Source organism: Caballeronia udeis (assembly GCF_044909315.1).
Lineage (GTDB): Bacteria > Pseudomonadota > Gammaproteobacteria > Burkholderiales > Burkholderiaceae > Caballeronia > Caballeronia udeis_A.
Genome location: NZ_JBIYEB010000002.1, coordinates 394,323 through 406,600, shown reverse-complemented (window position 1 = coordinate 406,600; position 12,278 = coordinate 394,323). Strand labels below are relative to the sequence as shown.

9 protein-coding genes are annotated in these 12,278 nt (G+C 56.6%); 7 read left to right on the top strand and 2 right to left on the bottom strand.

Annotated elements, in window-relative coordinates:
• Positions 1–145: 145 nt before the first annotated feature.
• The 4 genes from odhB to ABH944_RS04510 all read left to right on the top strand — a co-directional run bounded on the left by odhB (position 146) and on the right by ABH944_RS04510 (position 4,700).
• Positions 146–1,438, top strand: coding sequence for a 2-oxoglutarate dehydrogenase complex dihydrolipoyllysine-residue succinyltransferase (odhB, locus tag ABH944_RS04525; protein WP_404604390.1), 1,293 nt, complete (start codon positions 146–148; stop codon positions 1,436–1,438).
• Positions 1,439–1,542: 104 nt separating this feature from the next.
• Positions 1,543–2,973 carry a dihydrolipoyl dehydrogenase gene (gene lpdA / locus ABH944_RS04520; protein ID WP_404604391.1) on the top strand — a complete coding sequence of 477 codons (1,431 nt, stop codon included), beginning with the start codon at positions 1,543–1,545 and terminating at the stop codon, positions 2,971–2,973.
• A 127-nt stretch (positions 2,974–3,100) separates the two neighbouring features.
• Complete coding sequence (zapE, locus tag ABH944_RS04515; RefSeq protein ID WP_404604392.1) at positions 3,101–4,198, top strand: cell division protein ZapE; 1,098 nt, start codon at positions 3,101–3,103, stop codon at positions 4,196–4,198.
• A gap of 166 nt (positions 4,199–4,364) precedes the next feature.
• Positions 4,365–4,700 carry a transposase gene (locus tag ABH944_RS04510; protein ID WP_404604393.1) on the top strand — a complete coding sequence of 112 codons (336 nt, stop codon included), beginning with the start codon at positions 4,365–4,367 and terminating at the stop codon, positions 4,698–4,700.
• 512 nt (positions 4,701–5,212) lie between these two features.
• Here the strand turns inward: ABH944_RS04510 and ABH944_RS04505 are convergent.
• Both ABH944_RS04505 and ABH944_RS04500 read right to left on the bottom strand, forming a co-directional pair.
• Entirely contained in the window at positions 5,213–6,982 is a 1,770-nt protein-coding gene (locus tag ABH944_RS04505; RefSeq protein WP_404604394.1) for an NACHT domain-containing protein, read from the bottom strand.
• A 291-nt stretch (positions 6,983–7,273) separates the two neighbouring features.
• Entirely contained in the window at positions 7,274–8,695 is a 1,422-nt protein-coding gene (locus tag ABH944_RS04500; protein WP_404604395.1) for a hypothetical protein, read from the bottom strand.
• Positions 8,696–9,199: 504 nt separating this feature from the next.
• On the opposite strand from ABH944_RS04500, the gene ABH944_RS04495 reads away from it, so the two are divergent.
• The 3 genes from ABH944_RS04495 to ABH944_RS04485 all read left to right on the top strand — a co-directional run bounded on the left by ABH944_RS04495 (position 9,200) and on the right by ABH944_RS04485 (position 12,129).
• Entirely contained in the window at positions 9,200–9,874 is a 675-nt protein-coding gene (locus ABH944_RS04495) for a recombinase family protein (RefSeq protein ID WP_404604396.1), read from the top strand.
• Between the two features lie 755 nt (positions 9,875–10,629).
• Complete coding sequence (locus ABH944_RS04490) at positions 10,630–10,863, top strand: hypothetical protein (protein ID WP_404604397.1); 234 nt, start codon at positions 10,630–10,632, stop codon at positions 10,861–10,863.
• A 204-nt stretch (positions 10,864–11,067) separates the two neighbouring features.
• Positions 11,068–12,129, top strand: coding sequence for a hypothetical protein (locus ABH944_RS04485; RefSeq protein WP_404604398.1), 1,062 nt, complete (start codon positions 11,068–11,070; stop codon positions 12,127–12,129).
• The last annotated feature ends 149 nt before the right edge of the window (positions 12,130–12,278 follow it).

The following is a 12,278-nucleotide window of genomic DNA, read 5'->3' as shown; positions in this document are numbered from 1 at the left end:
AACGTGGAATGCACAAGCAGCGCTCGCGGTTGGCAAGACCCGTTGGACGCGCGCTGCATTTACACGCTCTGGTCACCCAGGAATTGACGGCGTCGAACTCCCCAGGAATTGACGTTGTACCCAGATACATTCAGGAAAAAACATAATGTCTATCGTAGAAGTCAAGGTTCCCCAGCTCTCTGAGTCCGTGTCGGAAGGCACTTTGCTGACGTGGAAGAAAAAACCGGGCGAAGCAATTGCCATCGACGAAATTCTCGTCGAAGTCGAAACGGATAAGGTCGTGCTGGAAGTGCCGGCACCGGCTGCAGGCGTGCTGGCGCAAGTGATCAAGCATGACGGCGATATAGTGACGGCTGAAGAATTGATCGCGACGATCGATACGGAAGCGAAAGCGGGCGCAGCGCCAGTTGCCGCCGCTGCAGGCGCTGCTGAAGTGCAGCCGGCACCGGCCGCGCAGGAAGCTGCTCCGGCAACGGCATCGGCTGCCGCTTCGAACACGTCGGCTTCGCCGTCGGCCGCCAAGATCCTGGCCGAGAAGAACGTCTCGAGCGACCAGGTTTCGGGTTCGGGCCGCGATGGCCGCATCACGAAGGGCGACGCACTGGCCGCCACGCAAGGCGCGCCGGCTGTTTCCGCTGCGGTCTCCGCGCCTGCTGCAAAGCCGGCCGCTCCTGCCAAGGCTGCTCGTCCGTCCCTGCCGGACGTGAAGGCGCCGGGCGCTGACCAATGGCTGAAGGATCGCCCGGAACAACGCGTGCCGATGTCGCGTCTGCGCGCACGCATTGCCGAGCGTCTGCTTGAGTCGCAGCAAACCAACGCCATCCTGACCACGTTCAACGAAGTGAACATGGCGCCCGTGATGGACCTGCGCAACAAGTACAAGGACAAGTTCGAGAAGGAACATGGCGTGAAGCTCGGCTTCATGTCGTTCTTCGTGAAAGCTGCTGTCCACGCACTGAAGAAGTATCCGCTGGTGAATGCGTCGATCGACGGTAACGACATCGTCTATCACGGTTACTTCGACATCGGTATTGCTGTTGGTTCGCCGCGTGGCCTGGTGGTGCCGATCGTTCGCAATGCGGATCAATTGAGCCTGGCCGATATCGAGAAGAAGATTGCTGAATATGGCGTGAAGGCGCGCGACGGCAAACTGTCGATCGAAGAAATGACGGGTGGCACGTTCTCGATCTCGAACGGCGGTGTGTTCGGCTCCATGTTGTCCACGCCGATTATCAACCCGCCGCAGTCGGCCATCCTGGGCGTGCACGCAACGAAGGAGCGCGCAGTGGTCGAGAACGGCCAGATCGTGATTCGTCCGATGAACTACCTGGCGCTGTCTTACGACCACCGGATCATCGACGGCCGCGAAGCGGTGTTGTCGCTGGTCGCGATGAAGGATGCGCTGGAAGACCCGGCTCGCTTGCTGCTGGACCTGTAAGCCCGGCGTTGGCCCTTTAAATCTGGCAGTAGAACCTTATTTGGGACTCACGGCGCGTTCGGTAGACCCGGACGCGTTGTGTATCCAACAAGAGAAGGATAGTCATGTCCAAAGAATTTGATGTCGTCGTGATTGGTGCGGGCCCTGGCGGTTACATCGCGGCAATTCGTGCAGCGCAACTCGGCAAGTCGGTTGCGTGCATTGAAAGCTGGAAGAACCCGGCCGGCAATCTGAAGCTCGGCGGCACGTGCCTGAACGTGGGCTGCATTCCGTCGAAGGCGCTGCTGGCTTCGTCGGAAGAATTTGAAAACGTTTCGCATCACCTGGCCGATCACGGTATCAACGTGGGTGACGTGAAGCTGGATATTTCGAAGATGCTCGCCCGCAAGGACGGCATTGTCGAGAAGATGACGAAAGGCATCGAGTTCCTGTTCCGCAAGAACAAGATCACGTGGCTGAAGGGTCACGGCAAGTTCACCGGCAAGACGGACGCCGGTGTGCAGATCGAAGTGAGCGGCGAAGCAGAAACCGAAACCGTGACCGCGAAGAACGTGATCATCGCGACGGGATCTAAGGCGCGTCATCTGCCGGGCATTCCGGTCGACAACAAGATTGTTGCTGACAACGAAGGCGCGCTGTCGTTCGACGCCGTGCCGAAGAAGCTCGCCGTGATCGGCGCGGGCGTGATCGGCCTGGAACTGGGTTCGGTGTGGCGCCGTCTGGGCGCGGACGTGACCGTGCTCGAAGCGCTGCCCGCGTTCCTCGGTGCGTGCGACGAGTCGCTCGCCAAAGAAGCTGCGAAGCAATTCAAGAAGCAAGGCCTGGACATTCATCTCGGCGTGAAGATCGGCGAAGTGAAAACGACGGATTCGAGCGTCTCGGTGGCCTACACGGACAAGGACGGCAATGCGCAGACGCTGGACGCCGACCGCCTGATCGTGTCGATCGGCCGCGTGCCGAACACGGACAACCTCGGTCTGGAAGCCATCGGCCTGAAGACGGACGAACGCGGTTTTGTTCCTGTTGACGACCACTGCGCGACCAGCGTGCCGAACGTATATGCGATCGGCGACGTGGTGCGTGGCCCGATGCTCGCGCACAAGGCCGAAGACGAAGGCGTGCTGGTGGCAGAGATCATCGACGGTCAGAAGCCGCATATCGACTACAACTGCATTCCGTGGGTGATCTACACCGAACCGGAAATCGCGTGGGTCGGCAAGACGGAACAGCAGTTGAAGGCCGAAGGCCGCGAGATCAAGACCGGCCAGTTCCCGATGATGGCGAACGGCCGCGCGCTGGGTATCGGCAAGGCCGACGGTTTCGTGAAGATGATTGCGGACGCGAAGACCGACGAACTGCTCGGTTGCCACATCATTGCAGCGAACGCGTCGGACCTGATCGCTGAAGCCGTGGTGGCGATGGAGTTCAAGGCGGCATCGGAAGATATCGGCCGGATCTGCCATCCGCACCCCTCGTTGTCGGAAGTGATGCGCGAAGCCGCGCTCGCCGTCGACAAACGCGCGCTCAACATGTAATAGCGGCACTGCTTGAGCAGCAGGACGAAGGCGGGCGGGAGTTTTCCCGCTCGCCTTTGTTTTATCCGCGGCCTTCAGATTCTTCAGCTCATTTTGGCTCACTTCAGGGCACCCGGTCCCTCGCACCATGAACGTCAACGAATACTACGAAAACGAACTGCAGACGCGGGGTTATCAGTCGGACGCAGCACAACTGGCGGCGGTCGAACGTTTGCAGCGTTGCTATGACGAGTGGGTCGCGTACAAGGCGCGCCGCTCGAACGCGTTCAAGAAGCTGATCGTGCACCCGGAGATCCCGCGAGGCGTCTACATGTGGGGCGGCGTGGGGCGCGGCAAGAGCTTCCTGATGGACAGTTTCTTCGCGGTGGTGCCGGTGCAGCGCAAGACGCGCCTGCACTTCCACGAGTTCATGCGCGAGGTGCATCGCGAGCTGGAGGAGTTGAAGGGCACGGCCGATCCTCTCGATGAACTCGCGCGACGCGTCGCAAAGCGTTACCGGTTGATTTGTTTCGACGAGTTCCATGTCTCGGACATTGCCGACGCCATGATTCTTTACCGGCTGCTCGACCGTTTGTTCGGCGCCGGCGTGCAGTTCGTGATGACGTCGAACTACGACCCTGATTTGCTGTATCCCGATGGCTTGCATCGCGATCGGCTGCTGCCTGCCATCGAGCTGATCAAGTCGAAGCTGGACGTGATCAATGTCGATGCCGGTACGGACTATCGTAAGCGGACCTTGTCGCAAGTGACCGCCTATCACACGCCGCTGGGCGCTGCCGCCGACAAGGCGCTGCGCGCCGACTTCGCCAAGCTTGCCGCTGTGCCGGACGAAAGCCCGATCCTGCGCATCGAGAAGCGTGAGCTGAAGGCGCTGCGCAAAGCCGATGGCGTGGTCTGGTTCGACTTCGCGACGCTCTGCGGCGGCCCGCGTTCGCAGAACGATTACCTCGAACTGGCGAGCCGCTTCCACGCGGTGATTCTCTCCGATGTACCGAAGATGTCGCCGCGCAATGCGTCCGAGGCGCGGCGGTTTACCTGGCTGATCGATGTGTTCTATGACCACAAGGTGAAGCTGCTGATGTCGGCTGAGGTAACCGCGGAAGAACTGTACGTGGAAGGACCGATGGCCAACGAGTTTGCCCGCACGGTCTCGCGGATCACGGAGATGCAGTCGAAGGAGTATCTGGAGTCGGAGCGCCGGCTGGTGGATACCTCGTTGACCTGAAGCAGCGTCGGCCGAACGGCCGAGTTGACAATGCGAGACTCATAATTTCGCCACGAGCTTACTGCTGTAAGGCGTTGAACCGTATTTCAAGATTCGGACATGTCTGATACCGGGGTATCGGACCGATCGGTATCTTCTAATCACTTACTTGTGATTGGAGAGAACCATGAAGCCTTACCGCGATATGTCCGACGAAGAATGGCAAATGGTGGCGCCTTTGCTGCCCGAGTTGCGACCCCGTTCCGAGTTGCGCGGGCGGCCGCTCGCCAATACCCGCGCCGTGCTCAACGGCGTGCTCTGGGTCATGTACAGCGGCGCTTCATGGTCAACGTTGCCCCGCAAATATCCGTCGTATCAGACGTGTCACCGGCGCTTCAAATCATGGCATGACTCCGGCGTGCTCGCGCGCGTGATGCTGGCTAAGGCTCACGACCCGATAAGCACTCTGCGGTTACTCCCACTCAACCCGGCCAGTGGTACAGCCGTGGTACAGCGATTCTAGCTCAGCCGGAGGCGGGGGAGATTTAGCGAACCACGTCACAGCCGCTTCAAGGCTATTGATGACCAGTACCGAGTATACGTCTCCGGATGCGACGATTCCGCTCATGTAGGCGCAATACGGTGCCAGTCGCCGAGGCATCGCGCTGACTTCGATACTAGAGCCGATCAAATCTGCCCTCGCCGCTTCAAAGCCAATGCAATCGGTGAGGATTGCACAGCAGGGCTTTCAAGCCGATGTTAGCGGTGCTTCGGGGCCGGCCTTGTTACGAAATTGGTACAGGCGGAGAATTGTGGCAGTGACTTCTAAGATGAGACTCTTGACACTTTACCTATCCGAGACGCGCCAGTCGATTTGGTAGCGTAGCGGAGGACGACTGTTATACAGGCTAGGTCGGGGCGGGCTATTTGGCTAGCCCGAAGCGCAATGCTGCACGGTCAGTAGAATCACTACGAAGCCTTGCGTTGCATCGCTCGCCGAAGGCCCCGTTCAATTGATAAATGCGGGCCGCAAGGCTAGCTTAGATCGATAAAGGAGGTAGTAGTCTCTTGACGCTTAACCAAGTCCGTCAGTCGTAATTGTTCGGTTTGGAAATAACTTAACGCAGATAGTACCTTTTGTTCGAAGTCCGAAAGCGAGTCTGGTCCCTGTGCGCTTACGATCTGGAGGCAGTCTTGACGTTGTAATTCGGGATTGTCTACGAATCCTTGATTCCAAACTCGGCCTTGCTTGTTAACTCCGAAGCTAGTCATAATCAGGCGATTGTCGAGCGTGTCATACCAATACGTCTTAGTTGATCGCAACTTTTTCAAGACATAACTACTTGCGACCTTACCATCTCGCATCGTGTTAACGCGATCGACGGCGAATGATGACAGATAGCGAGCGACATGCGTAGCGTCCGCTTTATCCGAACCGTTCAGAAAATCCTCGACAGTTTTGTTTAAGTCAGGAAGTTTAAAGTACTTGGTAGACCTGTGTTCGTCGATCTGAAACAGGAATAACAACTCTTGTTTCCAATTTGCCCATTTTCCCGCAAGCAGTTGCGAATAAAATTTTTGTGCAACCGGCTCTGTTCGAGTCTTAACGTAACGTGCTGCAAAGAACTCCTGAACGCTCGCGTGAACGAAATGCGTTTTCTTCCCCTCATCAACCAGTAGACACGTTACCTTTTTGATGTCCTCTATGAACTGTGCAGGGTCCGCTTGCAAGCTGGCATCGGCCAAGCTTTCGTTCGCAAGTTGATACGACAAGTCCTTGTCGAGTGCTGTGGTCTGACGCCGTCGAGTGGCAAAACAGAACGCCTCAAAGGTTATTTGAATTTCGCGGTCATTCAGTTTTGTTTTTCGTTGCCGTCGCCATCCAAGCTTCGAACCGTCGTGGCGCACCAGAAGGATTTGGAAAAGTTCATCGTAGAACTCCGCGAAATCGAGGGGAATTTTATGAGCAGCTTTGTAAGAGATAGCAAGAAGGGTCGCCAGGAGTGGTGTTCGAACGAGTTCCCGTATCTGCATTGGCGAAGCTTTGATTGCAGCAAGTAGCCGAGATGTAAGGTCCTCATCCCGCGTAACTTTTTTGTAAAACGGTTTCAGATCCGATTCGCTGAGCGGGCAGATCGAATTTGTATGGAAGTTTGTGAGATGCTTGCACTCGGAATCGGGCCGCGATGTGACCACAATGCGGCAATCGCCGTATTCGTAAGATAAATCCTCTATTTCTGATGTTACTTTCTTTAAATTGTTGGGCTCTATCTCATCGAATCCATCTAAGAAGAATGTTATTTTCCCCGCCTCTGCAAATGACGTGAAGACAGTTTCATCGTTTTTCAAACCCAGCAGCATTGAAAATCGTTCGGAGAGGTGAGTCTTAAGTGATTTTTCGACGTTGCGAAGCTCAAATAAAACGGGAATCCGAACACCGGACTTTATTTCTTTGCCCAGCAGGTATCGCAATAGAATTGACTTGCCCTGTCCTACCGTACCAAAGATGATGTTATGACTATTAGGTAGGTCATCGAGAGAGTTTAATCTGGTTCCTATGGGAGAGTTAGTCGCTTCTTGACCAACTACCGCGACTGGGTAATAGAACGAACTCAGGCTTAACGGGCGATCTGTGTGCCAAATTGTCTTAACCCGCTGACTTTCCCATAGCCGCCGATGCAATTCCTTTACTTTCGATGCGGCTCTAAGGGCTGCGATCTTTTCCTTAGCAGCGCCCGTTGCCGAGGTGTACAAGTCTTCAATGGGTTTCTTCAACAATGCAAGTGCAGCAGAGAAGTCTGGCATGGCTGGTTTTTGTAGGAGAGGTTGTTATTGTTAGAGAAGATGTGTTGTACGACATCGCAGGCTAAAAACCTATCAGGCCGTAATTGCCTCGGCCACCTGACAAGTTTTGATCCCCGATTGTTGTCATGTTATGGTCGCCGAGTACAGCACGTAGACGTTATGTGAAGGCCGCCGCCTGAAAGCTTAGGTCGATGCGCTCGTCACGGTTAAGAGAAACGGGTCATTGTACTCTGCCGCCGATCCTAGTTTGAATTGGGTAGGCGAAAGCCCCTCGATCGCGCAAAGATCGCTCTAATAGTTGGCCTTGCTTGCGGACGGACGCACAATTCCATCAACGATCATTACTTCCGGAGCATCTGCGCCCGCGCTAGTTACGTGCTTTTTGAACGCCTCCATGCGATCTTCAGACATCCCATTGTCGATGAAAAGATAGACACCGCGTGTCGCCCGCTCCGCTTTCTGATAGATCGGTAACTGTTTGTCGAATCCGTGAAACAGTTGAGAATTGCTGGTCAGCTTGACTTCCACAAGTACCCGGCCGTCAAAACCGCTGCTCATTTTGAAGTCGACCGGTCCACGGCCGCCGTCGCTTTCTGGCGAGAGTTCGATGCCATTGGCTTGGCAGTAAGCGGTGGCGATGCCGTAGAACAACAATTGCGCAGCGGACTCGTGTTTTCGCTTCCCGCCTTTGTCATAGAGCAGCTTGCAAAGTTGATTGTCTTCGATCAGAACTTTGAAGTGCTCGCAGATTAACTTCACAACGGCGAAAACACGGCCGGTGTCCGTGGGAGATTCGAGGGTGAGGGCGAGCGGGTATTCCTTGGAAAATTGCTTTGCTGACCGATACCAAAGCGTCTCGCCGGACGGATCATCCTTGAAGTCATACAGACTCCTTCCCGCCGCCTTGTAATCCTCTAATAGCTCCAGAAGAATTTCCGGGTACTTCGTAAAGGAATTGCGCAAGATCTCTTTCTTTTCCGAGATTGTGGCTCGACTCCATGCGCTGCCGATAATCGCGTTAAGTTCGTTTCTCAGTATCTCGTTGTGATGTGCAATGCGAGCAATGTCGCCATACGTTTCGGCAATCGGAAGATCGCGCAGGACATCTTTCGGAACAAGGATTACGGCGCCGCCGCTCACCGGGTTTACCGGCATGTCTTCGGGGGGTTGACCCTTAGCGACGCGAAGCGGTTCCATTGGTATGCCCAGATCGCTGCATACACGTTGCGTGAACGCGATTAGGTCAGCAAGAATAATCTTTGCGACCATGTCGCTGATGCGATCTGGGCCGACGTTATCCTCGAAGGTGCCAACGATCTCAAATAGAGCCGGGTCATTAACGCCAGCGTGAACAATTTGGCTAACGGTCCCGAGCAGATGCGCCCGCAGATGTGGACCCATGCCACTGCCCGAGTTCGCTGTCGTCGCATAACCGATACACAATCCCTGGACTTCGGGAAAAGTGAGCATCTGGTCCGCCTTTCTCCAAAATACATCGCCAGCGATCCCGATGTTGCTGACAACTTTCAACACGTCCGTGAAATGATCTATGACGCGTTGGTAGCTGACCAGAAGCTCGGGCGTCTCCGTCTGACGCAATAGGCTTGGGTCGATGAAAAGCCGCGTATCAACTCCTAGTACCGGATCGAGTGCTCCGGTGGCATCGAATACGGCCGGATCAATGCCGTGATAATCGCAGAGGCTTTGGGCCAAACCAGTCTCCCAACGGAATGTGGATGTTACATGTGCGTACATGTGTGCGTCTTACGCTTTTAGGTTATCAGGTATTCGTCTGCAATTACCGTGGGCAGTATGGTGGCTTCTGCTGATCAGCGAACTGATCGCTGGACTAGCTAATTTCACAGCGCGACGGAATTTCGATCTAGATTTTTGAGCGACCTGACGCCGGCCGCCCCAGCTCACACGCCCCCGTAGGCGCGCCACGCGCACGTGCAGGCAAGCGCACGCGGGCGAAGGCTCCTGAGTTACGCACGCGAGAGCGCAGGCTGCGCGGGCGCTACGCCCACGAGCCCACACGCGAGCCAGCAACTCATCCGCCACGCAGGACACCGAGCACAAGCCGCCCTATTCGGTACGTTAGGGCATGCGGTAACGAAACCACCGGACAGTTCATTGTGGAGTTACGTTAAGTCGAAATTGACCGCTTATTCGTTACCAGTTACGATTTGTTTACCTAAACGTTACTGAGAGGCGAGGATGGCAATTCGGGCATACCTTCGGGCATCTACAGCGGACCAAGACGCAGACCGCGCACGCGACAGCCTTACTGCGTTTGCAGTTGAGCACGGCGCGCGCATCACCACCTTTTACGTCGAGAACGCGTCCGGCACTAAGTTGGACAGGCCAGCACTGGATGAACTGTTGACCGAGGCGCATGCAGGTGACGTTCTGCTGGTCGAAGGCATCGATCGGCTAACGCGTCTGACGCAGGAAGACTGGGAGGCCCTCAAAGAGCGCGTTCGGCTGAAGAAGGTTCTGATTGTCGCCAAGTACGTGCCGATGACATGGAAACTGCTGAAGGCAACACAGGCGCAGCGCAATGACTGGGCACACGACGCTACCGAGACCGCACTGCGTGACTTGATGGTCGAACTTGCTGCAGCCAAGGCGCGAGAGGACTACGAGGTGAGGCGCGAGCGTGCCGCGCAAGGTGTCGAGCGCCGTAGGACGAAAGATGCTGCTGGTCTAACCGACAAGAAGGGTTACGCGGGCCGCAAGGCGGACGCCGACGTGCACCGCAAGATCATCGACCTACGCAAGGCAGGGTTCAGCTACTCGAAGATTGCGGACACGTTGAGCACAACGCGACCAACTATTGCACGGGCATTGCGTGCGGCTGGCTTGCTGGGGCAGGAGGGCGCAGCAGAGTAAGGCGCTGGCCGCGCACTAGAACGAGAGGGGCGCCGCCGAAGTGCGGGCTTCTTCGATTGCACGACACCGGCAGGGCAGGGGTTAGTTTCCGATGCCGCGCTGCGTAATTGCTGTGCCCGCCTGCCTGAATAGGCGCAGGTGCAGCTACCTCGGAGGGCCTTGAAGCGAGTCATCGCCAAGCGCACGAAGCGAAGCGGAACGGTTGGTGTCGCAATAACGCAACAGTCTAGAGTTGACGATTTAATGGGATTCGGACAGAATTCGTCCGGTAATGACCCGCATGCAACAAGTGGGATAGAGCGAAGGGCACCGAATAGCAACGGTTAAGAAAGCCCGGAGTGACCGGCAAGTCGCAGCAGCACGGCACCTAAGTTGCCGTACAAAGACGCCCGGTAGGTTGGTTGATTTGACGCAGACCATGGCGATACGCCTGTAGTCCGCGACCGATCCGTCAATCTACTGGGCGTTTTGCGTTTACGGCCTGCATGGGCGGAGAGTTCGGATGGATGACAGGCCGCGCAGCGAGGCGCGGACGCGGTAGGGACGCCCGGAGGCAGCGGGTAGGCCGGAGAGCCAGTAAAGAGCCCTATGACCGTATGGCCGGTGTGTAATCTCCCGATCTGTCCTTAGTAGTCCTCTTTTTGATGGAAGGATTCTTTGCATGACTTGGGGCATCGCGCAGAGTATCGCCAGTGCCCGGTTCTGACAGCATCCAGCATGGGGCCGGGTGTTGTTTCAACCGTGAGGAGATTGCATTGGAATTTTGTATTGAGTCTATGGCAGAAGGCGAGCGCAGGGCAACGAAACGCATCGGCAAAGAGCTAACGCAGGAGCTTGCCCGATTGAAGCACAGGGTAGCCCGGATGCAGACGCCAACGCCCGAGAAGGTCGCTGAGCTTCTCCACCGTGAGCTACAGATTTGGATGGGTGAACAGCAAAAGCTGGCACGCATGGCGGTGCGAGAGCTATCGGGTTGGAGTGCGGCCTGACTCGTACCGTGGTGTTGACGGCAATTACGAAGGCCGCGACTTACATGCCGACAAGTAGGCACCTGTCTGTACGCGGTGAGTGGAGCGTACCCCCTTTCAATTACTGTAACTACCAGTGTTTTGGGGGTAGACGGCGATGTTCGCGGCCATGGTCCGTGCCATTGAAGCCATCCAGAAATCTGTTGGCCGATTAAGGGAGGATGCGTGAATCAATCGTTTACGTTAAGTGCAGAGATTGAACAGGCCGCAGCCGGTACGGACGGTCAGAAGTACATTGCCGCACGCGCTGCAGCCAATCTTGCAGATGCAGCGCGCATTGAGCGGAAGTCGGCAGCCGAAGATGGTACGCGGATCAAAGTTAGTCAGTTCGTGCGGGTTGTAGATGGTTCCGAAAGCTGGCCGTCCTCGCTGGCAGATTTGCTGATTCAGTCGCCGGAATTGGCAACAGAGAGTAACGCAGCGCTTTGCAAGCTGATCGGTCAGAAGCTGGGCGTGATGGTTGATAAGCAGCGATTGTCGCGCAAACTATCAAGGCCGGATCGCAAGGCGGTGTCTACCAAGCTGAGCAACGCTGGTTACGACGGCGCATTAGTGAAACTAGGAACCGACATTAAGCGCGCAGTGGCCGGAGTCAAGAAAGCCGCTGGAATTCCGTTCGCGGGCAAGACCGAGTTCCTGGCGGACGGTGTGCGGATCGACGGGACCAAGCTGTCATACATGCTTCGGCCACGGGCGACTCTCACAGGCAATGCGTGGCAGGACTTCTGCGTGAAGATCGCGGGTGATCTAGTTAGCCTGACGGTGCTGCTCCGCATGCGTGCTGTGTCGATTGGCGAGTTCCAACTCGCCGACCAGACGGCGATTGCAAGTGGCGATACTGAGTCTCTAGCTCGCCGGAATGCGCTTCGGCGCGTGCCGCAGTCCACGTCGCCACGTATCGAGCCGCCGCCAGTGGATTTGTCCGAGACGGCCGAATTAGCGCGAGTCTGGTGGCATGCGTTGAGCCCCGTGAGGAAGGCCACTGTCGGATTTTGGGACATGCTCCACCACCTGCGTTCGCAATCCGAGGATAAGGAAGCAGCAGCGGACGCAATGCGCCGGTTGGACTCATGGGCAGAGCGGCAAACGGCCGGTTGGGCAGTGCCAGCGCAGTCGGTGAAGGAGTGCTGTACGTTTGTTGGTCTTGTAGACGGCTCTCGCCTGGAGGTCGACATGTACAGCAATCCCTACGTCGACACAGACGCGTTCGAGACGAACGTCGTATGACGGGCGCGTGCGTGGCGATGCGGTCGGTCACGCGGCTGTCCGAGCGGGCGACCCACCTACCGGGAGCTTTAAACAGTTGAGGAGGGTAGGACTTGAGCAAACCTAGAGGCAGTAGGAACACGTTAAGCCCAGGAGGGTGGCAGATTAGC